The 25,103-nt window shown below is 66.5% G+C and carries 19 protein-coding genes; 12 read left to right on the plus strand and 7 right to left on the minus strand.

Translation table 11 applies throughout. The features are described 5' to 3' along the window. Positions 1–162 precede the first annotated feature (162 nt). The 5 genes from ACQY9S_RS20810 to ACQY9S_RS20830 form a co-directional block, all read right to left on the minus strand. The gene (locus ACQY9S_RS20810) at positions 163–597 is read right to left on the minus strand and encodes a DUF4437 domain-containing protein (RefSeq protein WP_428422426.1); all 435 of its coding nucleotides are present in this window, start codon (positions 595–597) and stop codon (positions 163–165) included. Positions 598–682: 85 nt separating this feature from the next. Beyond that, the gene (locus ACQY9S_RS20815) at positions 683–1,315 is read right to left on the minus strand and encodes an FMN-dependent NADH-azoreductase (RefSeq protein ID WP_428422427.1); all 633 of its coding nucleotides are present in this window, start codon (positions 1,313–1,315) and stop codon (positions 683–685) included. A 103-nt stretch (positions 1,316–1,418) separates the two neighbouring features. Further along, positions 1,419–1,973, minus strand: coding sequence for a GlcG/HbpS family heme-binding protein (locus tag ACQY9S_RS20820; protein WP_428422428.1), 555 nt, complete (start codon positions 1,971–1,973; stop codon positions 1,419–1,421). Next, on the minus strand, positions 1,970–2,956 hold the full coding sequence (locus ACQY9S_RS20825; RefSeq protein ID WP_428422429.1) for an alpha/beta fold hydrolase: 987 nt from the start codon (positions 2,954–2,956) through the stop codon (positions 1,970–1,972). Before ACQY9S_RS20825 ends, ACQY9S_RS20820 begins: the two co-directional genes overlap by 4 nt. A 349-nt stretch (positions 2,957–3,305) precedes the next feature. Further along, complete coding sequence (locus tag ACQY9S_RS20830) at positions 3,306–3,740, minus strand: winged helix-turn-helix transcriptional regulator (RefSeq protein WP_428422430.1); 435 nt, start codon at positions 3,738–3,740, stop codon at positions 3,306–3,308. Positions 3,741–3,771: 31 nt separating this feature from the next. Here ACQY9S_RS20830 and ACQY9S_RS20835 point away from each other — a divergent pair, with 31 nt between their 5' ends. Further along, entirely contained in the window at positions 3,772–4,839 is a 1,068-nt protein-coding gene (locus ACQY9S_RS20835) for a quinone oxidoreductase family protein (protein WP_428422431.1), read from the plus strand. Between the two features lie 49 nt (positions 4,840–4,888). Here the strand turns inward: ACQY9S_RS20835 and ACQY9S_RS20840 are convergent, their stop codons facing one another. Further along, on the minus strand, positions 4,889–5,908 hold the full coding sequence (locus ACQY9S_RS20840) for a hypothetical protein (protein WP_428422432.1): 1,020 nt from the start codon (positions 5,906–5,908) through the stop codon (positions 4,889–4,891). A gap of 325 nt (positions 5,909–6,233) precedes the next feature. Beyond that, positions 6,234–7,310, minus strand: coding sequence for a porin (locus ACQY9S_RS20845; protein ID WP_428422433.1), 1,077 nt, complete (start codon positions 7,308–7,310; stop codon positions 6,234–6,236). A 710-nt stretch (positions 7,311–8,020) separates the two neighbouring features. On the opposite strand from ACQY9S_RS20845, the gene ACQY9S_RS20850 reads away from it, so the two are divergent. From ACQY9S_RS20850 to ACQY9S_RS20900, 11 genes are all read left to right on the plus strand, one after another. Beyond that, on the plus strand, positions 8,021–9,034 hold the full coding sequence (locus ACQY9S_RS20850; protein WP_428422434.1) for a YCF48-related protein: 1,014 nt from the start codon (positions 8,021–8,023) through the stop codon (positions 9,032–9,034). A gap of 39 nt (positions 9,035–9,073) precedes the next feature. Further along, positions 9,074–11,467 carry an efflux RND transporter permease subunit gene (locus ACQY9S_RS20855; RefSeq protein ID WP_428422435.1) on the plus strand — a complete coding sequence of 798 codons (2,394 nt, stop codon included), beginning with the start codon at positions 9,074–9,076 and terminating at the stop codon, positions 11,465–11,467. Positions 11,468–11,548: 81 nt separating this feature from the next. After that, complete coding sequence (locus ACQY9S_RS20860) at positions 11,549–13,105, plus strand: DUF1302 family protein (RefSeq protein WP_428422436.1); 1,557 nt, start codon at positions 11,549–11,551, stop codon at positions 13,103–13,105. Between the two features lie 23 nt (positions 13,106–13,128). Next, positions 13,129–14,454, plus strand: coding sequence for a DUF1329 domain-containing protein (locus ACQY9S_RS20865; protein WP_428422437.1), 1,326 nt, complete (start codon positions 13,129–13,131; stop codon positions 14,452–14,454). Between the two features lie 57 nt (positions 14,455–14,511). Further along, positions 14,512–16,023: an AMP-binding protein gene (locus tag ACQY9S_RS20870; protein WP_428422438.1), complete on the plus strand. Its 1,512-nt coding sequence runs from the start codon at positions 14,512–14,514 to the stop codon at positions 16,021–16,023. A 37-nt stretch (positions 16,024–16,060) separates the two neighbouring features. Next, entirely contained in the window at positions 16,061–17,230 is a 1,170-nt protein-coding gene (locus ACQY9S_RS20875) for an acetyl-CoA acetyltransferase (RefSeq protein WP_428422439.1), read from the plus strand. 102 nt (positions 17,231–17,332) lie between these two features. After that, positions 17,333–18,487 carry a methyl-accepting chemotaxis protein gene (locus ACQY9S_RS20880; RefSeq protein ID WP_428422440.1) on the plus strand — a complete coding sequence of 385 codons (1,155 nt, stop codon included), beginning with the start codon at positions 17,333–17,335 and terminating at the stop codon, positions 18,485–18,487. A 133-nt stretch (positions 18,488–18,620) separates the two neighbouring features. Beyond that, entirely contained in the window at positions 18,621–19,490 is an 870-nt protein-coding gene (locus ACQY9S_RS20885; RefSeq protein WP_428425836.1) for a 3-keto-5-aminohexanoate cleavage protein, read from the plus strand. Positions 19,491–19,841: 351 nt separating this feature from the next. Next, the gene (locus tag ACQY9S_RS20890; protein ID WP_428422441.1) at positions 19,842–21,935 is read left to right on the plus strand and encodes a sigma-54-dependent Fis family transcriptional regulator; all 2,094 of its coding nucleotides are present in this window, start codon (positions 19,842–19,844) and stop codon (positions 21,933–21,935) included. A gap of 774 nt (positions 21,936–22,709) precedes the next feature. Next, on the plus strand, positions 22,710–24,647 hold the full coding sequence (locus ACQY9S_RS20895; RefSeq protein ID WP_428422442.1) for a hydantoinase/oxoprolinase family protein: 1,938 nt from the start codon (positions 22,710–22,712) through the stop codon (positions 24,645–24,647). A 17-nt stretch (positions 24,648–24,664) separates the two neighbouring features. Beyond that, complete coding sequence (locus ACQY9S_RS20900; RefSeq protein WP_428422443.1) at positions 24,665–25,054, plus strand: acetone carboxylase subunit gamma; 390 nt, start codon at positions 24,665–24,667, stop codon at positions 25,052–25,054. The last annotated feature ends 49 nt before the right edge of the window (positions 25,055–25,103 follow it).

The raw sequence follows: 25,103 nt of genomic DNA on the forward strand, positions 1-25,103 counted from the left end.
GCGCTGCGCCGCGCGCGCGGGACCGCCGATCGCAAGTGCGCGGCTTCGCCAGCCCCCGCAAGAAGAAAAGCGAGGCCGGACCTGTCGGCCCGGCCTCGCCAGGAAAGGCATCCAACCGCAGCGGATCGGCCGCGGCCGGATGTCGTGGTTCAACGCGCCGGGTCAGTGCGCGTTGATGTAGTCGAATTTGCCCGGTTGGGTGATGAAGACTACGCACTCGTTGGCGGAAATGCACTTGGTGACGTGATTGACCTTGCCTTTCTGGAACCAGTACGAGCCGGGCGCCAGCGGACGATCCGGCACGTGGGCATCCACCTCGTTGGCCACCACGCCGCTGATGACGACAGCGTAGTAGTCCTCGGTATGAATGTGCAGCGGGCTCACGAAGCCGGCCGGCAACTTGACGAAGGTGCTGTGGGCTCCTTTGCTCAGGTCGCCGAAACCCACTGCCGCTTTCAACGGACCGACGCCCGTGTCGAAGAACTTGATGTCCGTGACCGGCACGCTGATGGAGGTCTCGGCCGCGAACGCGGCCCCGGCAATCAGGGCCGAGGCGACAAGTGCTGCGCGACCGAGGTTTTGGAGGTGAATCGACATGGTGAATTCCTTTGGGGACAAGTGAAAGGGTTGGGAGGACTGAGGTTGAGGAGTTGTCGTCGCCGCAGACCCCTCGTTCTGCGGATCAGCAGGCCATGCGCGTCGCCGCGGCACGGGCGGTGTTCGCGGCCCGCTCGAACACCCGCTCCGGTTGCGCGGTGCGCAATGTGGGCTGGTAGCGAATGCTCTCGATGTGCTCGATGCCGATGGCTCGCAACCACCAGTCGAAGTACGTGGAGTGAAAGTCCATGCCGAACGCCGCCGGCAGGCCGGACTCGTAGACCCCGCTGGTGTAGATCGCTGCGGCGCGCTTGCCCGTCAGCAGCCCGCGGTACCCCTGATCCGGATCGAAGCCGAACAGGACGCCGGGCTGCATCAGGATGTCGATGTAGAGCTTCAGGCGGTACGGTATCCCGCCATTCCACATCGGCACAGTGAACAGGTAGGCGTCGGCACTCGTGAATCGCGCGGCAACGCCGGTGATGAGGTCCCAGGCGGTCCGGGTGCGTTGATCGTGCGCTGCGCCGGTGATGACCGTCATCTTCGCGGCGGCCTTGTCGCCGTCGAATTCGGGCAGCGGGTCTTGCCACAGGTCCAGTGTGTCGACCTCGAGCAGCGGGTCCAGTTCGCGCCATGTCTCGAGGAAGAGTGCGGCGATCGCAGCCGATCGCGAATCGGCCTGGCGTGGCGAGCCCACGACATGCAGTAGCTTGCTCATGATGTGCAGGTCCTTGTAGAAAAGGGGCGGCAGTGGCGTTGGCCGTCATGGCAGATGCCGCGCCGTGTTCGGAGCCATCGCGGCGCGGCCGCCGCCGCGGGCTTCATGGCTGGGGCGCCGTCAGGGCGTTGACCCGTTCCTGGACCTTCGCGACGCCCGCCTTCGCACACAGCTCGTCGAGTGCTCCGCCGGGCGCACCGCCGACGCCGAGAGCGGCGATCGTCTCGTCGCCGGCACGGATGGCGACCCCGCCTGCCAGCAGGATCACATTGCTGACGGACGCCAGCGCAGGGCCTGTCGGCGTCTTGCTGATCTTCTCGGTGAGCATTCCCGACGTGGTGGCGCCAAAGATCGGACCGAGCGTCGCGACCGTGTAGGCCTTCTTGAACGCGGTCTCGCGGGTGTGGATGGTGCTGCGGTCGCCCCGCAGGAAGGCCCTCTCGACCCCCGCAACATCCACCACCGAGGCGGAAACCCGGTAGCCGCTGGCTTCGCAGGTCCGGATGGCTTCCTGCGCTGCGTCCTGCGCCAGACTGAGCGGCAGTGTCTTGCCGGACAGCTGGACCTGGGCGTGGGCCGGCCAGACGCCGGCCATGTTGATGGCCGCGGAGATCGCGGCCAGCGACGCGACACTCAGCGCATTCGTCAGGAGCTTCATGCTGCTGCCAGCCGCTGGTCCGATGCCCGGGAGAATTTGCGCTTGATCAGTGCCGCGATCGGCAGCGCGTCTTCTTCAAGCGCAAAGTGCCCGGTGTCGAAGTAGTGCACTTCGAGGTTCGTGAGGTCGCGCTTGAAGGCCTCGGCCCCCGGCACGGTGAAGAACGGGTCGCCCCGGCCCCAGGTCAGCAAGGTCTTCGGCTGATGCTCACGGAAGTAGGCATGCCAGGCGTCATAGCTGGCGACGTTGGTCTGGTAATCCTTGAACAGCGCGATCTGGCGTTCGGCGCTGCCAGGCCGATCGAGCAGCGCCTGGTCATGCGTCCACGCATCGGGGTTGAGCGCATCGGGATTGCGCGCTCCGGCGACGTACTGGTAGCGGGTCGTTTGCGCGAGCAGCATCTGCCGCGCGCCGGTTTCGTCGCCCTGCTGCCACAGCGGCATGAAGACGTCGATGGCCGCCTGGCTGACGCCTTCCATGTAGGCATTGGCGTTCTGGAAGACCAGGCCGCGGACCCGGTCCGGGTGGTTGATCGCCAGGCGCATGCCGATCGGGCCGCCGTAGTCCTGCATGTAGTAGACGGCGCTGGTCACACCGATCTGGTCGAGCAGATGCTGAGTCGTGGCGGCAAGCTTGTCGAAGGTGTAGGTGTACTGCTCGACCGTCGGCGCGTCGGAGTGCCCGAAGCCGATGTAGTCGGGGGCGATGACGCGGAATCGGTCCGCGAGCAGCGGGATGAGGTCGCGGTACATGTGCGACGACGAAGGGAAGCCATGCAGCAGCACGATGACGGGAGAGTCGACCTCGCCGGCCTCGCGATAGAACACCTTCAGACCGTCCACGGTCGCCACTCGTGCGCGCGTGCGAGGAACGGGTGTGCTGTCCGAGGGAGAGCGTGTGGGCGATTGCTCGACCACGCGGTGCAGCGCTGCCGATGCGGCGCGCGCGAGCAGATGCCACGGGGAGAAAGGATTGAAGTCCATGGGTGAATGCGGTTAGGGGTTGGGGCCAGACGGGTGGAGAGCAGTCAACAGATAGGTAACCTGTTAAAAAGCATAAACAAGGTTACACCAAACAAAGTAACCATGCAAATTTGTTTTTGCAAGTTACTTGATGGGACCTGAGGTGCGGCGTGTGGAGGGCGGTCGACCCGCAGGGAACCGTCGACATCCTCGGGGCGGGCAGGCATGCCCGCGCGCGATGCGAACGCAAGCGCGGCCCGACCCCGGGGCGTTACCCCGTTGAATGGGATCCCGTCAGCGCTGCTGCGAAGAGGGGTGGCAGCCCCGGCTCAGTGCCTGCGGAGGCAAACCCGGCGTCGTCTGACGCTCGTCAGGACGTTCTTCGCTGCGGTCTGCCGCGAGAAGGGCCTGCATCTGCGTCCTTGATCTCGGGCTCGTACGGAGGGGCGAGTGTGCAGCTGGCCAGGCGGTCGAGCTCGTCGAGTTCCGCCGCGTGGTGGCGCCCCCAGTCGCACAAGGCCATGATCACGGGCTCCAGGCTGCGCCCCAACGCCGTTGCGCTGTAGTCAACCCATGGGGGCGCCTGGCGACACACCTCGCGATGCACGACGCCGTGCTCCTCCAGCTCGCGCAATTGCTCGATCAGCACCTTTTGACTGACCTCCGGCAGAAGACGCCTCAGCTCGGACAAGCGCTTGGGGCCGCCGTACAGGTGCACCAGGATGAAGGCCTTCCAGCGTCCGGAAATCACCTTGAAGGCCCGTTCGATGGGCAACAGCGGCAGGCGCTTGATCGGATCTTTCATGGTGACCTGTTGGTGGGTAAGGAACTGAACGGTGCCTAGCCGCGAGGCGGCCCGGATGATCGAATTGTGTTTGTCTCCACTCTTTCTTGCAGGTTTCGTGATGAAGGCTGTTCAGATCTCTCGCTTCGGGGATCCCGAAGTTCTGCGGCTGGTCGACCTGCCGACGCCGCGCCCCGGGCCCGGGCAGGTTCTCGTCAGGGTTCATGCGGCCGGAATCAACTTCGCCGAAACGCTGATGCGCGAGAACCGGTACGCCGTCACACCGGCGCTCCCTTCGATTCTCGGCACCGAGGCGGTGGGCGAGGTCTGCGACCCGGGTACGTGTGCGGGTTGGTTCATCGGCCAACGTGTCGCCGCACCGCTTTTTGCCGTCGGCAATTTCTTTGGCGGGTATGCCAGCCATGTGTTGATCGACGCGTCGGTCCTGGTCGCATTGCCTGACCGGCTGGCCTACGACCAGGCCGCGGCGCTGATGGTTCAGGGCTTGTCGGCCCTGGCCCTCACGCGCCATGCCGAGTTGCGCGACAAGGTCGTGCTGGTCAACGCCGCTGCGGGCGGCGTCGGCACGCTGCTGCTGCAGTTGGCCCGACGCGCCGGCGCCAGGAAAGTGATCGCCGCTGCGAGCACCGGGGCCAAACGAGCGCTGGCGCTTTCACTGGGCGCCGATGTGGCCTTGGACTACACCGCCTCCGACTGGGTCGAAGCAGTGCGGGATGCCAGCGATGGTGTCGGGCCCGATGTGATCTACGAATCGGCGGGTGGCGCGATCACCACGAGCAGCCTCGCGGCGTTGGCGCCGCGAGGCGTGCTCGTGATCTTTGGCGCCTTGAACATCCAGTCGTTTTCGCTGGGTGTTCCCGAGCTGCTGCAACTCATCTTCAAGAATCAATCGATACGCGGTTTCGCCCTGGCCCCGTTGCTGACCCCGCAAGTCCTGAAGGACGATCTGTCTGCACTCTTCGACCTGGCGGTGCAAGGTCGACTCGAGGTGCACATCGGCGGGCGCTATCCTCTCGCCGCGGCCGCACAGGCGCATCACGCCTTGGCGTCACGACAAAGTGTCGGCAAGCTCGTGCTGCTGCCAGACGCCGACAGCTGACCGACTCTGCCGAACGGCGATCCTCACGAGGTGGCGCGCGGGCCTTGCGTCATCCGGTGCTTGCGAACGGCAGGGTCAACGCCAACCTGACGAAGGACAGCGGCGCGCGGTCGTCGAACTGCAGGTCCTGAGCGCCGAGCCGAACGCCCAGGTTGTGCCAGAGCGCATCGAGATCGACCGGGCAGGGTCGATCCTTCATCCGCTCGTACAGGCCGGCCAACACGGGCACGCCGACCGCGCGATCGCCGATGTGCAGCAAGGGCTCCAGCGAGGAGTCCCGCTCGATGTTGCCGTGTTCGAGGATCGCGCGCAGAGCATGCTGCAAGCCCTTGCGGCCAGCGGTTGCCTTGCGCATCTCCACGTCGGCGAGCAGGCAAAACAGGGCGCCCCCCCAATACGTTCGGCCCCAGGTGGGCGTGTGGTCCAAGCCTTGGTCACCGGCCTGGGGCAGACCCTGAGGCATGCCCTTGACCATGTCGCCCCAGACCTGTTCGGTGCCGAGCATGCCCGCCTGTGCGCGTGCGAGCGGCTCGACGTACGAGGCCACGCCTTCTTCGAACCAGTGATGTCGTCGCGGCAGCGACGGCAGAGCCAGGTGGCTCATCTCGTGCACCAGCACCCAGTCGCGATCCAGGTCCTCGGCACGCACGCCGGCCGCCAAGGTCAGTTTGATGGCGGCACCACCGTAGCCGAACGCCGTTCCCGAACGAACAGGTCGACCCGGACTCACGGTATTCAGGATGAGAAGGCGGGTCTCGCGAGCCGGGAAGCGTCCGAAATAGGCGACCACCGAGCGCGCCGACCGCCGAACGTATTCGACGATCCGTTCGCGAGATATCTCGAACGTGCCAGGGCCGAACGCGACGCGGAGCCGCGCACCGTCGAGGTCGATGGACTCGGCGGGCAGTGCGTCGAATGCGGCATAGGGCATGTTGCTGCCGCTCAACGACGAGGAATCGTCCACGGCGGCCGACGAAGGACGTGGGAGCAGGGCGGTGCCGCCAAGACAGGCCAGTGCGCGCGTCAACCAGACGCGCCGACCCGGGAAGCTTGCAATGTTCATCGGCATCTCGACATCTCGCGACGAGGATAACTCCGCTGCGAGGGCCGGCAAGCTCTGTCGCCGGGAAGCCTACTCGGCCGGTTAGAGCCGCAGCATCTCGCGCGATGCGTCGGGGCCGCTCGCCATCATCCGTCCGTGAAACAGCGTGCCTGCGCCCGCTGTCCAAGCCCACGAGGAAAAGCGACGTCGACAGGGCGAGAGCCCCGTCGACGTCGTTGAAACAGCCGACGGCTCGGCTGAACGAGGAAAGCCTGCAGAGGTGACGCGTCGCAGCGCGTCACTCATTGCTCCGAAGGAAACGCCGGGCCGCCGCAAGGCGGCCCGGCGGTGCTCAGAACTTGTGAACGATGCCGAGGTCGATGCCCCGCGTGCCGTAGCCGCCGGCAGCGCCGGTGCCGAAGTCGACGGCGCCGTCTTCGTTCCTCAAGCCGATCTGGCACGTGCCCTGGTCCTTGTTGCTGATCTGCGCATAGTCCGCATACAGGTAGGTGCGCTTGGACAGGTTGTGCTGGTAGCCCACGCCGAGCTGGTCGCATTTGTCGTTCAGGTTCTTCCGGTCGCGCCGCACCCAGGATGCCTTGACGAGCCCCGACGAGAAGACAGGTGCCGTGACGCCCAGCAGGTAGCCCTGGAGGTCGTCGAGCGGGCCCGCGGCGACGGTCTCGTTCTTCACCCGGTCGACAATGCCGAACAGCTTCGCCACGCCGAAGTCGTAGCTGGCGGCGAGCACATCGACCTTGAGGCGTGGGGTGCCGGTTTTGGCGACCCAGAGTTCCTCGTGGTCGTACTTGATGGTGAACGGCCCTATCGTGAACGCCGGGATCAGCGCATAGATCCGCGTGTCGCCGATGTTCCCCGGGAGTTCGTCCCCGACGGCCCCATTGGTGTAGGCCGCGAGCACCGAGATTCCGTTCCACGTCGGCGAGATGTAGGCAAGCGCGTTGTTGGCGCGTGAGATGCCGAGCGCATTGGTCCCGTAGTTGGCGACACCGGCACCCTGGAAGGGATCGAACTCCTTGGTCACCGTGGCACGCGCACCATCGACGCGACCGACCAGCGCGGTGCCCCAGCCGCCTGCCAGGCCGACATAGACATGGCGTGCCTGCAGCGCGCCGCTGGCGATGTCCTTGTCGCCGTTGCCGGTGTCCGAGGCGAAGCCCCACTCGATCTCGTAGAACGCGGCGAGGCCGCCTCCCAGATCTTCGGCACCCTTGAAGCCGAAGCGGCTGCCGCCGGCGCCCATTCCGTTCGCGACTTCGTACTTCTTGCCGGGGCCGGCAACCAGTCCGTCGCCATGGCCTCGCGCGACGATGCCTGCATCCACGGTGCCATACAGCGTCACGCTGCTTTGAGCGAACGCAGGCATTCCCAGCGATGCGGCCAAGGCCGCCGCATAGATTGATTTCATCGGTGTCTCCTCTGGTTGTCGATTGATGCCATTCCAGTTGCGCAAGGGCGCGAATGGCAGGGGGCGAGTCGTCCTCTGCGGTGATTTCGCCGCGGCGCATCGTGCATGCGGCCGGGGCCGATGCAGTAGCCCGCGCGTGCAAGGTCAATAGCCCGGTGGCGCATCCGGCGGTGAACGCGCCCGCCGGCGCCGGCGCCGCAAGTCACTGCGCGGCCGGATGCCGCGCTTGTGGGCAGTCGCAGGCGTCCAGACGGCGTCCGGATTTCGTTCGAGCGACCGTGCTGCGTCCGGACTCCGGCGCCGCAGGGCTCGCCCGCCGCGCCCGATGCCCCGTGGAAATTGCGCGACGAATCAAGCACTTGGCGCGAATGACTTCGGCATCGGCCAGTTGGCACCGTAGTTGCGATGTGGGCCCTGTCGCACCAAGCGGCAGGCCGGCACAGAGGCTGTGCGGCACTCGAGAAGCACATATGGAGACAAGCATGCAAGTTGCCGCATTCAGGCTGAATGCACTGCCCCGTTCGGGACCGCGCGGGCAGCCTCGGGTCCACCTCGACGAATTCGGTGCCTCACCGTCGCGGGCCGATTGACCGGGCGTGCCGGTCCGGTCCCCAGACGCTCTGCTCACCATTTCCCGCCCGTGCCTTCGCGACACCCCCGAGGCCGGCGACAACGAATCCGAATGAAAGAGCGACGACATGCCGTCTTCGATGCAATCCAGCCCCAAGTCCGTCAGCAAGGGCCGGCGCTCCATCGCCGCAGTGGCCGGCGCCGCGGCGCCGCTGCTGATCATCGGCAGCCTGATCTACGCCGCCTTCTTCGTGAAGGCGGAGGTCAGGGTCGATGCCATCAAGACCCCCGCGATCGAACGGCGCGACGCCTTCTATGGCCTGGCCATTCCGAAGTCGGGGGTGATCTGGGCGGTCGGCAGCTACGGAAAGATCGTTCGCAGCGTCGATGCCGGCGCGGCGTGGACGATCCAGTCGAGCCCGATCGATGTCCATCTCCAGTCGATCGCGGCCTGGGACGAGCAGCGTGCGGTCGCGGTCGGCAACCAGGGGCGCGTGATCGTCACCAGTGACGGCGGAGCGAACTGGAAGGAAGTCGAGGTGCCGCGCTCCGACGTGGCGAACAAGCTGATCAAGGTGCGGGCCTACGCCGACGGCGGCGCGTGGGCGGTCGGCGAACTGGGTGCGGTCCTCAAGTCAACGGATTTCGGCGCGACCTGGGTCCGCGCGCTGCCCGAGAAGGACCAGGCCTGGAACGACATCTTCTTCGTCGGCAACGACGGTTGGCTGGTCGGCGAGTTCGGCCACGTCATGCGCAGCCGCGACGGCGGCAAGAACTGGGAGAAGAGCAGCAGCCCGGGCGGGCCGAGCCTGATGTCGGTGTTCTTTCGCGATGCGGGGCACGGCGCGGCGGTGGGCCTGTCGGGCACCGTGCTCACCACCCAGGACGGCGGCGAGTCGTGGCAGGCGGTCCCGCCGGTCACCCGCGAGCACCTGAACCATGTCGGCTGGGACGGCAAGCAGTGGCAGGCGGTGGGTGACAAGGGCATGCGCGTGGTCGGCGACGGCAGCGTCTGGAAAGGCGCCCGGCTCTCGGAGCAGGACCTCTCCTGGCGTACCCAGGCCGAAACGATGGACGGCCAGCTGGTGCTGGCCGGCGCCAACCTCGCGACGCTGGATCAGAAGCAGCTGCGCATCTTCGGCCGCCCCCAGTGACCCGGCGGCCTCCTCCCTGACGCGAAGAAAGAAACGCACATGAAGAACGCCATGTTCAAGAGGCTGGAGCAGGGCATCGACGCCATGCTTCGCCATCGCGTGATCGTGCTGCTGGTGATCGCGGCCATCACGGCGGTGATGGGCTATGTCGCAGCGCACGTGGAAATCAAGACGGTCTTCAGCGACCTGCTGCCGAAGAACCACCCGTACATCGAGGTCAACAACCGCTTCAAGCAGACCTTCGGCGGCTCGAACATGGTCAGCATCATGCTCGAGGTCGAGCAGGGCGACGTGTTCGAGCTCGGCGTGCTGGCCAAGACACAGCAGATCACGAAGGCCCTGCAGAAGGTCGAGGGCATCGACACCTACCAGATCGTGTCGCTGGCCTCGAAGAAGATGAAGGAGGTCCGGGCGTCGACCGAGGGCATCGAATCGCATCCGCTGATGTGGCCGAATCTGCCGAAGGACACGCAGGAGATCAACGTCCTGCGCGAAGCGGTGCTGAACAATCCGCTGGTCTACGGCCCCTACGTGTCGCTCGACATGAAGGCCACGCTGATCACGGCCGACTTCATCGACGGCGACGTCGACTACCAGAAGGCCTACCGCCAGATTGCCGAGATCACCGAGCAGGCCAAGGGCGGCGGCGTCAACGTCCACATCGTCGGCGAACCGGTGCTCTACGGGCTGGTCAGCCACTACCTGACCGAGACGACGATCATCTTCTTCGCCACGATCGGGGCGCTGGTCGTGCTGCTGCTGCTGATCACGCGGACCTGGCACGGGACGCTGCTGCCGCTGATCACGGGAACGGTGAGCGCGATCTGGGCGCTCGGTGCCGCCAGGCTCATGGGCTTCCACCTCGATCCGCTGGTGATCGTGGTGGCCTTTCTCATCACGGCGCAGGCGATCTCCAATTCGGTCCAGCTGGTGTCGCGCTTCGATGACGAGATCGCTTCGGGCCACGTGACGAGCGCGCAAGCCGCCTCCAAGGTCGCCATCCTGAACCTGTTCAAGCCCGGCATGCTCGCCGTGGTGGCCGACGCCGGCTGCGTGCTGGTGGTCGCGCTCACGCCGATTCCGATGCTCGAGAAGATCTCGCTGATCGGCACCGTCTGGATCCTCTCCATCATGGTCAGCGCGATGGTGCTGACGCCGGTGCTGCTGTCGTGGTGCGGTTCGCAGCGCCGCCATGCCCATCCGGTGGACATCATGCCGGTGCTGCGGCGGGTGCTCAAGCTGTGCGTCTACGTGGTCACGTCGAAGTGGCGCTACACCGCCATCGGCGGCGCGGCGGTGATGTTCACGCTGTCCAGCCTGTACGCCTTCCATCTCAAGGTCGGCGATGCCAATCCAGGCTCTCCCATCCTGTGGCCGGACTCCACCTACAACAAGGACGCGCGCGCGATCAACAACAAGTTCCAGGGCTCCGACCGGATGTTCGTCGTGGTGGCAGGCAAGAAGGAGGGCGCACTCAGGGAGCCCGAGGTGCTGCAAGGCATGGAGCGGTTCCAGAAGTACATGGAAGCGCAGCCCGAGGTCGGCGGCAGCATCTCGCTGGCCGACATCCTGCCGGCCGTCAAACGCGTGCTGCGCGAGGGCAACGCGCGCTACCAGGAACTCGGCAACACCTCGAACGAGAACGGTGAGCTCGTCTTCATGTTCGTCTCGGGCAGCGACCCCGGCGACATGGACCGGTTCGCCGACCCCCAGGCCCTCAATGGCGCCGTGACGCTGTTCTTCCGCGACCACCAGGGCGAGACCATCCGCACGGCGATCGCCCGGGTGAAGCAGTACGTGACCCAGCACCCGCTGGCCAACGCCGACTACCTGCTCGCCGGCGGCCTGGTCGGCGTGCTGGCGGCCGTCAACGAAGTCATCCTCGCCGGCCAGATCGAAGCCATCGCCCTGGCGCTGCTGGTGGTGGTGGTGTGCTGCATGGTCACCTACCGCTCCGGGGTCGCGGGCGTGTTCTTCATGGTGCCGGTGATGCTGTCGAACGCGATCACGTTCAGCTACATGGCCTGGATGGACATCGGCATGAACATCAACACGCTGCCGGTCGTCGCGCTCGGCATCGGCCTCGGTGTCGACTACTCGTTCTACGTGGTCGACGGCATCCGCGAGGGCCTGCACCGTCATCTCGATCTGGACGCAGCGATCGAGAACTCGCTGATGACGGCCGGCAAGGGCGTGCTGATCACGTCGCTGACGCTGATCACGAGCGTGATCATCTGGAGCTTCTCTTCGCTGCGGCTGCAGGCCGACATGGGCGTGCTGATCGCGCTGTGGCTGTTCATCTCGGCGTCCAGCGCCCTGTTCCTGATGCCCGCGATGGTCCGTGTCTTCCGGCCCGAGTTCGTGGTCGGCAGCAAGGAGCGGCCCGTGGAGCAGGCCGATGACGGGGGTCCGCAACAGGCGATGCCGGCCTGATCAATGGAGCGTGGTACCCCGAGGTGGACGGGCGCAGTCATAGAAGAGCAGATCCACCGCCAACATCAATCAGGAGATCGCATGAGACATATGAGCATGGGGAGGCTGACCGCTGTCGCTGCCGTGATGGCGTTCGTCGGCGGAGCGGCGGTGGGCGCCGAGGAGAAGGCGACCGAGACCACGGGCAGCGGCAACAGCTTCCACGTCGGCGGCTATGTGCGCGGCTGGGCGGCGTTCAATCTCCAGGACCAGCCCGAGACGGCGTCGAACGACCGCTGGAAGGCGTCGATGATTCGCGGCTCGGTGCTGCTCGACATGGATGCCAACACCGGACCCGTCCAATGGAAGGGCGTGGTGCGGGCCGACCGCGAAGCCAAGACCAGCTACCTGACGGAGCTCGAGCGGCTGCGCGCCACCAACGGCACGCTGGGGGGGGACCACCAGAGCATCCTGGAGAACTACGACCAGACCGAGATTCGCGAGCTGTGGGGCCAGTTCAAGCTCGGCGACCGCACGACGGTTCGCCTCGGCAAGCAGCAGATCGTCTGGGGTGAGTCCGACTTCTTCCATGCCATGGACGTGGTGCATGGCTACGACCTGAGCTGGCGGCTGTTCTTCGAAGGCGAGAACGAAGAGTGGCGCAAGCCCCTGTGGCTGGCCAGCACGAAGATCGACGTGCCGGAGGCCAAGGGACAGGTGCAGGCCTACGTGCGGCCCGGACTCGACCGCTGCAAGGACATCGGCAACACCTACGACATCCGCGGCGGGCGCTGGTTCTTCCAGCCCTACCGGGGCTTCGACCTGAGCGCGCTCACCTCATACGACTGCAAGCATCCGAAGGGCGACATCTCCGATGTCACCGGCGGCATACGCTGGTCCGGCGAGGCGAATTCGCTCAACTACTCGTTCGCGTACGTGAACACCTTCTCGGCCGATCCGGTCGTGAACTCGGTGTTTGCGCCGTACGGCGGAAAGTCGCCGGCGGGGCCGCTGGCCGACCTGATCCATCCGAAGATCGACGTGCTCGGCGCCACCGTCAGCGGCTACACGCCGGCCATCGACGCGGTGCTGAGCGCCGAGCTCGCCTACACCATCGGCCAGCCCTACAACGTCGGCGTCGGTCCGTTCACGGGGCCCACACCGGGGGGGGCGCCGCAAGGCCTGGGCTTCGGCGGGATCCGCAAGAAGGACACCGTGACGATGATGTTGCGTGCCGACAAGAACCTCAACCTGCAGAACCTGCTCGGGACGTCGCGGCCGTCGTTCTCGTCCATCCAGCTGTTCGACACCTGGATTCCCCACCTGAAGGAGTCGGAGGAGTTGGTGCGCCTGTTCGCCTATGGCGCACCGCTGACCGAGCACAACGCCATCCTCACCGCCTTCTCGGTCCTCAACTACCGCAGCGACACGGTCAATCCCTCGCTGGCCATCGGCGTCGATCTCAACCACGGGGGCGGCTTCGTCATTCCCGCCGTCGATCTGGTGCTGGGCGACAGCTGGCGCGCCAAGATCGAGGCGGACATCTTCTGGACCCGCAACGTCTCGCAGACCTTGTTCGACCCCAACCCCTCGGTGCAGTTGTTCGGCTACTTCAACAAGAGCAATCAACTCACCTTCCGCCTGACCCGGCAGTTCTGATCCGATACGACAAGGAGACTCTCATGCAACGACCGACTCATGGGCGCTTGATGCGCCGCACCGTCGCGATCACATCGCAGGCCTGCGCCGCTGCCGCGCTGCTCGGCCTGATGACGCAAGCCGCGCTCGCCGGAGAACTGGCGCCGGGCTTCGTGATCACCAAGGAGAACTTCGACAAGATCAAGGGCGAGACCTTCGAAGGCAAGACCATCACCAGCATGGTGCCGGACAAGCTCGAGGCGATGATCAAGAACTTCGACCTGAAGATCAAGCTGGCCCACTCGAAGAAGATCGAGATGGATCCGAAGTACGTCGAGGCGACGAAGAAGTACTCGAAGGACGTCAAGTTCGATCCCGCCACGCGCACCGTGAGCGGCTGGACCGCGGGCATGCTGTTCCCGCCCGAGTCCATCAAGATGGACGACCCGAACGCCGGCGACAAGGTGATCTGGAACCTGCGTGCCGCCACCTACGGCGCGACGATGGACCTGCGCGACATCTCCTTCGTCTTCATCAGCGGCAAGACGGGCATCGAGCGCGTGCAGCGCTGGCAGTCGAGGCGCTACTACATGGAAGGCCGGCTCGACGGCGGACCGGTGGGCGAGGGCGACGGCAGCATTGCCCAGAAGACCTACCTGTTCGCGACGAGCCCGCAGGACATCCGGGGGCTGGGCACCTTCTCGATCCGCTACAACGAACCGACCTCGGCCAAGCCCGACGACACCTGGGCGTACCTGAAGTCGGTGCGCCGCACGCGGCGACTGTCGGGCGGCGCCTGGATGGACCCGATCGGCGGCACCGACCAGCTCTACGACGACTGGGACATCTGGGATGCCTTCCCGACCAAGTACCGCGCCAACAAGCTGGTCGGCAAGCGCTTCGTCCTGGCCGTGGCGCACAGCCCGCTGGTCAGCGTCGACAACGGCAAGCGCGACACGCCGGAGGAGTTTCCGTCGGTCGGGCTGACCGAGGCGCCCTATTTCTTCCCGGCCAAGACCATCGAATGGGAGCCGCGCGAGGTCTATGTCGTCGAAGGCACGCCGCCGCCCGAGCACCCGTACAGCAAGAAGGTCGTCTACATGGAAGTCGACTTCCCGCGGCCTTATCTCGGCGAGATGTACGACCAGAAGGGCGAGTTCTGGAAGTTCATGATCTTCCAGAACCGTCCGGACGTGGGTGACGACGGCTACAAGGCCGTGATGCCGGTGGTCGGCCACGTGATCGACGTCAAGCGCAACCACTCGACGACCTGGTCGTCGAACATGAAGGCGAACCCAAAGGGTGTGAAGGAGAACGATGTTTCTCTCAGCAAGCTCGAGGAAGTCGCCACGGGCGGCGGCGGGAAGTAGATTGCCCGTGACGGCGAAGTCCGCTCGGACTTCGCCGTCGGCAACGAGCGCCTGCGCATGAGTAGCCTCTTCTCGCTGCTGGACAAGTCCGCGTGTCGGTTCGCCGACCGCGGTGCCGTGTTTCGCGGCACCGAGCAGCTGCTGACCTGGAGCGAACTGCGATCGCGCGCGCTGCGGCTCGCTGCGGGCATCAGCGGGCGCTGCCAGGGCGGTGACCGCATCGCCGTGTTCAGCGAGAACCGGCCGGAGTACGTCGAACTGATGTTCGCCGCCTGGGCCGCGCAAGCGGCCATCGTGCCGATCAACTACAAGCTGCACGACAAGGAGGCGGCGCAGATCATCGACGACGCCGGCGCCACGCTGGTCTTCGTCTCACCGAAGCTCGCGGCGGGCCTGCGGCGCAGCTCGTCGCTGCATCGGGACCGCATGGTGGTCATCGGCGAGGCGGCCTACGAGGCCCTGCTCGCGCATGAGCCGCTCGTGCCGCCCGTCGTCGTTCCGCAGACCCTCGCCTGGTTGTTCTACACGAGCGGCACCACCGGGCGCTCCAAGGGCGCGATGCTGACCCACCGCAATCTGCTGGCGATGACGATGGCCCACCTCGCCGATGTCGAGTCGCTCGACGAGGGGTCGAGCCAGATCCACGCGGCACCGATGTCGCACGGCTCCGGCGTCTACGTGCTGCCGTCCGTCGCGCGCGGCGCCCGGCAGGTGGTGCCCGCATCGGACGGCTTCGATCCGGTGGAGTTTCTCGAGCTCTGCGACCATCACCCCGCGTGCGGTGCCTTCCTGGCCCCGACGATGGTGCAGCGCCTGCGTCTCGCGGTCCAGCAGGGCGGGCGCGCGCCACCGCGAGGGCTGCGCAGCATCGTCTATGGCGGCGGCCCGATGTACGTCGAGGAGCTGAGGAAGTCGCTGGCGGTGTTCGGGCCGGTCTTCACGCAGATCTATGGGCAGGGTGAAGCGCCGATGACGATCACCGCCCTGAACCGGGCCGCCCACGGCACCGACGACGACGCCGTTCTGGGATCGGTCGGCTGGCCTCGCAGCGGTGTCGATGTCCGTGTGGTCGACCCCGACGGCAGCGTGTTGCCGTCCGGCGCGGTGGGTGAGATCGTCTGCCGCGGCGACATCGTGATGGCCGGCTACTGGCGCAACCCGGCTGCCACGAGCCAGGCCCTGCACGGCGGATGGCTGCGCACCGGTGACATGGGCTCCTTCGACGAGCACGGCTGCCTGACGCTGCGGGATCGGTCCAAGGACGTCGTCATCAGCGGTGGTAGCAACATCTATCCACGCGAGGTGGAAGAGGTGCTGCTGGCCCACCCCGGCGTGGACAAGACCTGCGTGGTGGGGCGCTCCGATGCGGAGTGGGGCGAGGTGGTGGTCGCGTTCGTCGTTCGTGCGCCGGGTGCCGAGGTGTCGGCGGCAGCGCTCGACGCGCACTGCCTGGACCACATCGCCCGGTTCAAGCGACCGAAGGAGTACCACTTCGTCGACGAACTGCCGACCAGCAGTTACGGCAAGGTGCTCAAGAGTGAACTGCGCCGGCTGCTCGCGAGCGGCTGACAGAGAAGAGGAGTGAATCGATGCAAGGAGTGATGTCGTGAATGTGGCAATCGTCGGATGGGCGCATACGCCGTTCGGAAAGTTCGACAACGAGAGCGTCGAAAGCCTGATCGTCAAGGCCGCCAACGGCGCGCTCGCGCATGCCGGGGTTTCGGCCGCGGACGTGGACGAGATCGTGCTCGGCCATTTCAACGCCGGCTTCTCGAAGCAGGATTTCACCGCGGCGCTGGTGCTGCAGGCCCACGACGCCTTGCGTTTCAAGCCGGCCACCCGGGTCGAGAACGCCTGCGCCACCGGTTCGGCCGCGGTGCAGCAGGGCGTCAAGGCGATCGAAGCCGGTCGGGCGCGGGTCGTGCTGGTGGTGGGCGTCGAGCAGATGACCACCACCCCGGGGCCGGAGATCGGCAACAACCTGCTGCGGGCCTCCTACCTGCGCGAGGAAAGCGGCATCCAGGGCGGCTTCGCGGGCCTGTTCGGGCGCATCGCGGGCGCCTACTTCGAGAAATACGGTGATCAGTCGGATGCCCTGGCCCTGATCGCCGCGAAGAACCACAAGAACGGCGTCGCCAACCCCTATGCGCAGATGCGCAAGGACCTGGGCTTCGAGTTCTGCCGCCAGGTCAGCGACAAGAACCCGCTGGTCGCGGGTCCGCTCAAGCGCACCGATTGCTCGCCCGTCTCCGACGGCGCCGCTGCGGTGGTGCTGACCGATGCCGACACCGCGGCCACGATGGAGCGTGCGGTGGCTTTTCGCGGCATGGCGCATGTGCAGGACTATCTGCCGATGTCGCGGCGCGACATCCTCCTGTTCGAGGGCTGCAGCCTGGCCTGGCAAAAGGCGCTGGCGGCGGCCAGACTGCGGCTGGAAGACCTGTCGTTCGTCGAAACCCATGACTGTTTCACGATCGCCGAACTGATCGAGTACGAGGCCATGGGGCTGGTGCCGCGCGGCCAGGGAGCGCAGGCGATCCGGGAGGGCTGGACGCTCATCGGCGGCAAGCTGCCGGTCAATCCGTCCGGCGGCCTGAAGGCGAAGGGACACCCGGTGGGCGCGACCGGCGTGTCGATGCATGCGATGACGGCGATGCAGCTGTGCGGCGAACTGCCGGCGCCGATCAGCGTCGGCAACGCGACGCTCGGTGGCATCTTCAACATGGGCGGTGCGGCGGTCGCGAACTACGTCAGCATCCTCGAGCGCGTTCGCTAGAGCGCGCTGCGGGTCCGGATCGATTCAACGAGGGATTGGAGCGTGTCGATGTGGCCATTCCGGAGTCTGCGCGGGCGTCAGCCAGGTGAGCGATCGGCGCCCGTGACGGTAGCGGCTGCAGCCCCCGCGGGCGACGACGAGGTCGAGCTGCTGCGTGCCGACCTCGAGAGCCTGCAGACCCGCTTCGACCTGGTTCGCCGGGCCACCGACGACGGGCTGTGGGACATGGCGGTCAACCCCGTCGATCCCGCCAGCGAAGCGAACCCGTTCTGGTGGTCCGATCAGCTCCGAAGGCTGCTCGGCTACCGCAGCGAGGCGGACTTCCCGAACGTGCTCGGCAGCTGGTCCAGGCTGCTGCACCCCGAGGACCGCGAGCGCACCCTGGCGGCGTTCGGTGCGCATCTGAACGACCGCCGCGGGCGCACGCCCTACGACGTCGAGTACCGCCTCAAGTGCCGCGACGGCAGCTACCGGTGGTTCCGCGCGCGAGGCGAGACCCTGCGTTCGGCCGACGGCTCGCCGCTGAGGGTGGCGGGCGCGCTGACGAGCATCGACGCGCAGCTGGTGCGGGAGCGGGAGCTCGAGAAGTCGCTGGCGCGCTTCGAGCTGTCGCGGGAGCTGATCAACGACGGGCTGTGGGACCTGGAGATCTTGGCCGGCGACCCGGTGAATCCGCGCAACGCCTTCTGGTGGTCCCGGCAGCTCCGCAGGCTGCTCGGCTTCGAGACCGAGGCGGAGTTCCCCAACGTGCTCGACAGCTGGGCCTCCCGTCTGCACCCGGACGACAAGCAAGGGGCCCTGGACGCCTTTGTCGCCCATCTGGTCGACCGCAGCGGCGCGACGCCGTACGACATCGAGTACCGCTTGCGGTGCAAGGACGAGTCCTATCGCTGGTTCAGGGCCCGTGGACAGACGCGCCGCGCCGCCGACGGCACGCCGCTGCGCGCGGTCGGCTCGCTGTGCGATATCGATTCGGTGCGGCAGGCGAGGGCGTCCGAGGCGCAGCGCGACGCCTACCAGCGCCAGCTCGAGGCGAGCCTCAAGGACATCGCCGACATCGTGGAGACCATCCAGGCGATCTCGCGGCAGACCAACCTGATCGCCATGAACGCCGCCGTCGAAGCGGCACGCGCCGGCACCGCGGGGCGTGGATTCGCCGTGATCGCGAACGAGATTCGCGCCCTGTCGGCGCGGACGACCGCCGCGACCGACGACGTGTCGCGGATCAGGAAGCACCTCGTGCACGTGTCGTCATGAGTCCGGCCCGTCCTCGGTCGTCCACCACCGTCGCTGTACGGCCGGCCGAGCTATTCCGCGACGCAACCCAGGAACCCGAGTGAACAAGGTCATCATCACTTGCGCCATCACCGGCTCGATCCACACGCCGTCGATGTCGCCGCACCTGCCGGTGACACCCGACGAGATCGCCGAGGCGGCGATCGGCGCCGCCGAAGCGGGCGCCGCCATCGTCCACCTGCATGCGCGCGATCCGCAGGACGGGCGTCCGTCGCAGGACCCGGTGCTGTTCCGCCAGTTCGTCCCACGCATCAAGGCGCGCTCCGACGTGGTGATCAACATCACGACCGGCGGCGCCCCCACCATGACCGTCGAGGAGCGGCTGCGGCCCGCGCTGGAGCTTCGCCCCGAGGTCGCTTCGCTCAACATGGGGTCGATGAACTTCGGCCTGTACGAGATGCTCGAGCGCTTCAAGGACTTCAAGCACGACTGGGAGCGTCCCTACCTGGCGGGCAGCGACGAGCGCATCTTCAGGAACACCTTCAAGGACATCGCCTACATCCTCCAGTCGTGCAGCGAGCAGCAGACGCGGTTCGAGATCGAGTGCTACGACATCGGCCACCTCTACACGGCGGCACACTTCCTGGACCGTGCGCTGCTGAAGCCCCCGCTGTTGATCCAGTCGGTGTTCGGCCTGCGAGGCGGCATCGGCGGGCACGTCGAGGACCTCCTGCACATGAGGCGCACCGCCGACCGCCTGTTCGGAGCCGACTACGTCTGGTCGGTGCTCGGCGCCGGCCGCCATCAAATGCCGCTGGCCGCGGTCTCGGCCTCCATCGGCGGCAATGTGCGGGTCGGTCTGGAGGACTCGCTGTGGGGCGGCCCCGGCAAGCTCGCCATCAGCAACGCCGAGCAGGTGCGCCGCGTGCGCAGCATCATCGAAGCCTTGTCACTGGAAGTCGCCACGCCGGAGGATGCACGCCGGCTGCTGAAACTGAAGGGACGCGAGAACGTGGCATTTTGAATGCCGGTGACAGTGATCTCCCCCGGCCGCACGGTGCCGGTCAAGGGAGAGCCGGGTTGCGCCGTCGCGCAGGATCTGGGCTTGCCGTCCGATTTCCGTACGCACCTTGCTGGGGTCCGGAATCAGGTCGCCATCGTGGGCGCCGGCCGGGGGATTTTCTAAGGGAATCTACTCGGGTTGAGGCCTATTTCCGGCCTCCGGGGCGCGCAGTAGGCTTGGCATCAAGCTTGCCATTCAGTGACCGTGGAGGTCCGTTATCACCAGGGTTTCCACGGTACTTCGCCCGCCCTCAGCGGGGCATGGAGTGCGGCTCCTGCAGGCTTAGATTCAAGAAGAATTCCGGAGACTCGTATGGGCACTGAACATCCAAGCGAAAAGTTCCCCCAGCCGGAGAACGAGACCAAGATCATGTCCGCCTGGGAAAGGTTCCTGGGAGGCGAGACCTGCGCTTCCGATGCGCTTCGTCGCCTGATCGATGACTCGTGGCGCCGCTCCCAGACCGGACACGTCGACCCCGACCGCAGCCAGGCCCCATTGATCCTTTCGGAGGATTCGCTTCATTCCCTGCTCGAAAAGCAAGACGAATTGCTCTGCGCCGGCGCGCCGGTCATGGCCGATGCCCGCCAGTTCCTCGACGCGACGGGCACCGTGATCGTGCTGGCGACCACCGACGGCGTCATATTGAACCTCGAGGGGGATCCGTCGACGTTCGGTGCGGCCGAGCGCATACACCTGCTGCCGGGCGGCAGTTGGGACGAGTCGGTGTGCGGCACCAACGCGGTCGGAACCGCGCTCGCCATCGGGCAGCCGGTTCAGATTCACGGGGCCGAGCACTACTGCGCCGGCATGAAGCCCTGGACCTGCTCGGCCACCGTGATCCGGGACCCCTACAACAACAGCATTCTCGGCGTCGTCAATGTCTCGGGCATGAGCTCCACCTACAACCGGCACTGCCTCGCCCTCGTCATGACGACGGCGAGCCGGATCGAAAGCCGGCTCGCCCGGCGCGAGATGGAGCTGCGCTATCACTTGCTGGAGCGGTGCATGTCGCGGGTTGCCAGCGCCACCTCCGACGGGGTCATCGTCCTCGATCGTCGAGGCAATCCGATCAAGGCCTCGGCCACGGTCGACGCCGCACTGCGGGCGCTGAGCGAAAGCACCGCATCGGCCAGCGGCATCAACCTGTCCACGCTGAAGATCCCCGCCACCTTCAAGAACGAGTTGCCGGCAAAACTGCCGGAGTGGATCAACCAGGACTGGCTGGAGCCCATCGTCGATCAAGGTCACAGGCTGGGCTCCTTGCTGACCATTCCGCACCAGGGGTCACGCGCGACGCCGCGCCGCAGCGAGGAGGCCGTCGCGAAGCATTCTTTCCTGAAGAACGCCGCGTTCGAACGCGTCATCGGCAAGGCGCCGAACCTGCTCGAGATCATCGGTTGTGCCCAGCGCCTGGCGCGATCGAACGTGCCCGTCCTGCTGCTGGGCGAGACCGGCGTGGGCAAGGACGTCTTCGCGCGTGCCATCCATGAAACCGGCGGCGCCCAGGAGGCGCCCTTCGTGGCGCTGAACTGCGGCGGGTTCTCGCGCGAGTTGCTCACCAGCGAGCTGTTCGGCTACGTGGAGGGCTCGTTCACGGGGGCACGGCGGGGCGGCATGATGGGGAAGATCGAGGCGGCCAATGGCGGCACGCTCTTCCTCGACGAGATCGGCGAGATGCCGATCGACCTGCAGCCGCACTTTCTGCGCGTCCTGGAGGAGGGGGCGATCTACCGCCTGGGCGAGAACAAGGCACGCAAGGTGGCGTTCCGGCTGGTCGCGGCGACCAACCGGGACTTGCGCAAGGAGGTCGCCGAAGGCCGCTTCCGCATGGACCTGTTCTACCGCATCGCCGTGGCGTCGATCAACATCCCGCCCCTGCGCGACAGGGCAGAGGACATCGAGCCGATCGCCGAATTCCTGCTCGACAAGCTGGCGCTGCAGCACGGCTTGCCCAGGCCCGAGCTCGACGAGGGGGCGCTGGCGTGCATGGCCCAGTACGCCTGGCCCGGCAACATCCGCGAACTGCGCAACGTGCTCGAGCGCGCGTTGCTGATGTCTTCGGGCCCGGTGCTGGCCAGGGAAGCCCTGCCCGCCGAAGTCCGGTTCACGGGCCGGATCGCGGCTCCGTCCAGGGCGGTCTCGACGCCGCCGGAAGGTGAGTTGAAGCATCTCGAGCAGGTGGAGAAGGAAACCATCATCTCGATGATCGAGCGTCAGCGCGGCAACATGACCGCGGTGGCGCGCGAACTCGGCATTGCCAAGAGCACGCTCTATGTCAAGCTGAAGAAGTTCGACATCGCCCTGTCTGGCGGGGCATGGGTCGAGGCCACGGCCACCAGGCTCGGTCCGAAGCCGAGCCCGGTGTTTTCGTCGGACCTGGCGCCGCGTGTCTTGAGCGACGCCTGATAGCCGCTCGCATTCGAACCTGGCAGATCGCCCGGCGTCGTTCGGCTACTTGCAGCCGTTCGTGTGCAGGGGGGCTGAGGTTCGAAGGGTCCGGCCGCCTGCAGGTACCTCGCGTTGCTGGCGAGGCCGCCGGGCGAGCGGCTCCGCTCATGTCCTCCGGGCCGGGCTTCGCCCGGCCCTCCCCCTCTACTTCGCTGCGCCGCTCACCCGGCGTCCTCGCCAGCACTCACCATCGCCGCGTGCGCAGGCCGTCAAGCCCCGACAGGCCACGGTGGTGGCAGCGCTGGGACGGGTTGCTGTGTGGAGTGAAGTAGAGGAGGAGGGGGCGGCCGTGAGGCCGGCGCCGGGGGACATGAACGCAACACAGCAACCCGGCGCAGCGCCCGCGCCAACGTTTGGCAGTCAGCGTTCCAGACAAGGACCCTGAACACCGCAACAAGCCCCGGCCTGCCGTATGAGGCGTCGTCAAGACATCGATAGCCACTCGATCCGAGCGACCGACTCGCGGCCGGGTGGCCTCGTCCATCGCGGACTGCCGACCGGCATGCGAAAGCCGGAATTCGATGCGGATTCCGGACGCTCCGGACGCCCCGGGAAAGCCCGCATGCCGCTTCCAAGGCATTGATTTCCCAGTGTTTTTTTTGCGGCCGCCGCTGGCATATCGCTTGCGTTGAGGGTGTCTGCGAGACATCAACCCGCACACACAGCGGACGCACGCGAAGACAAGTGGCGAGGGCGCCTCCACGCCACCCGTACACCAACCTGGAATCACTCATGGGCATACAGATCAACATCGATAACGGCGGCACGTTGACCGATATCTGCATCATCGGTGGCGAGCGGGTTCAGAAGACCAAGGTCCTCACGACGCCCTACGACCTGAGCAAGTGCTTCTTCGAAGGCCTGCAGAAGGCGTCCGGCGTGATCTACGGCAAGCCGGACGTGACGCGGCTGCTGGAGGAGGTCGACCTGATCCGCTACTCGACGACGCAGGGCACCAACGCCATCTGCGAACGCAAGGGCCCGCGCCTCGGTCTCATCGTCGATGCCCGCGCACGGGAGCTGACCGCGCAACTGGCCGAACACGATCCCGAGGTGTACCAGGCCCTGGTGGGCGAGCGGGTGGTGTACCTGGACACCGCGCTGGTCACGGGCGAAGCCGCGCAGATCGAGGTGGTCAAGGCCATCAACACGCTGACCGCGGCCGGCGCCAATCGCATCGTGGTCAGCTTCAGCGGTGCGGACTTCATCGCCTCCGAGAACGCCTTCCGCAAGGTGGCGCTGCGCAAGTATCCGCGCCACCTGCTGGGTGCCGTGCCGACCTTGTACGGCAGCGACCTGAGTGTCGACATCGATCCCGTGCGCCGCACGTGGACCGCGCTGATCAACTCCTTCCTCCATCCGGCGATGGAGGCCTTCCTGTACAACGCCGAGAACCGGCTGCGCGAGTACCGCACCAAGAACCCGCTGCTGATCTTCCGCAATGACGGCGACGCGTCCCGCGTGGCCAAGACCATCGCGATCAAGACGTACAGCTCGGGCCCGCGCGGCGGCATGGAAGGCGTCAAGACCTTCTCGAAGCTCTACGGCTTCTCCGACGTCGTGTCGATCGACGTCGGCGGCACCACGACCGACATCGGCCAGTACCTGGACGGCACGGTGGCCGAGGTGCGCCGCGGCCACGTGGAAGGCATCAGCGTGTCCTTGCCGCTGTGCGAGATCATGAGCGCGGGCGCCGGCGGCAGCTCGATCTTCAAGGTGGCCAAGGGCAAGATCGTCATCGGCCCGGAGAGCGTGGGCGCCGTGCCGGGGCCGGCCTGCTTCGGCCGCGGCGGCCAGTTCGCCACCATCACCGACGGCAGCCTGCTGGCGGGTCTGTTCGATCCGAAGTCCTACTTCGGCGGTGGCATGGGCCTGGACCTGGACCGGGCCGCGACGGCGGTGTCCGTGAACATCGCGGCACCGCTCGGCCTGAAGCTCGACGACGCGCTGCAGCAGATGGAGCTCGCGTTCGAGGACAAGGTCGCCGCGGAGCTGCACCGCTTCACCAAGGTGTCGAAGGAAAGCGTGCTGCTCGCCTTCGGTGGCGCCGGGCCGCTGAACGCCTGCGGCGTGGCCGAGATGGCCGGCATCAGCCGGGTGGCGATCCCGCAGATGGCGGCGGTGTTCAGCGCCTACGGCATCGGCACCTGCGACATCTCCCAGCGCTACGCCGTCTCGCTCGACACGCACAACCAGCAGGGCCTGGAAGACGCCCTCGCGGTGCTGCGCGTCAGGGCGTCGCGCGACATGTTCGCCGAGGGCGTCGCCAAGGGTGACTACGAGATCGTGGCACGGCTGGTGGGCACCGACAGCCACGGCAAGGAGCAGCAGTTCCCGCTGTCCGACACGCCGACCTTCCCCGCTGCCCTCGCGAACGCCTCGGCGGTGGAACTGGAGCTGGCGGCCATCAAGCGCCTGCGCGAGCAGAACGGCAGCGCGGCGAAGTTCGTCGAACGCTCGGCGGCGCAGCCGGTCGGCATGCGCAACGTCCTGACGCGCGGCCGCGGCCGCATCGACGTGCCGGTCTATCAGCTGGCCCAGCTCAAGGCGGGCGATCACGCCGCGGGTCCGGCGATTCTCGAAGAAGACTACTTCACCTGCCGTGTGCTGGACGGATGGAGCTTTGTCATCAGCGATGCCGGTGACGTCTTGTTGAACAGAAAGGCTTGAAGATCATGAAGGTACTGATGACTGAATACCTGCGCGTTGACCTGGACGCGGAGCAATGGGAGTGCCGGGTCTGCGACCACGTGATCGGGCCGGCCACCGCGAGCTACAAGGAAGGCATGCTGGTGCACGACCGCGACCCGCGGGAGATCCATCCGCCGATCCTGGACCCGGAGCGCTACCGCTTCACTTTCAGTCCCGACCCCGAGTGGGTGCGCATCCTGGAGTACTACTGCCCGAGCTGCGGCACCCAGGTCGAGACCGAGTACGCCGTTCCAGGGCATCCGCCGCTGTACGACATGCAGCCCGACCTACCGGCACTGCGCGCGCAGTGGGCCCGTCGTGAAGAGCTCAAGGACGCCGTCACCGGCCCGGCCGTGGCCGGCAACCCGAACGACCACCAGCACTGAGACCTGCGGGCATTCATGGCAGATCGGCCGCCCGCGCCCTGAAGGCGAC

Source organism: Methylibium sp. (assembly GCF_965279545.1).
Lineage (GTDB): Bacteria > Pseudomonadota > Gammaproteobacteria > Burkholderiales > Burkholderiaceae_C > Methylibium.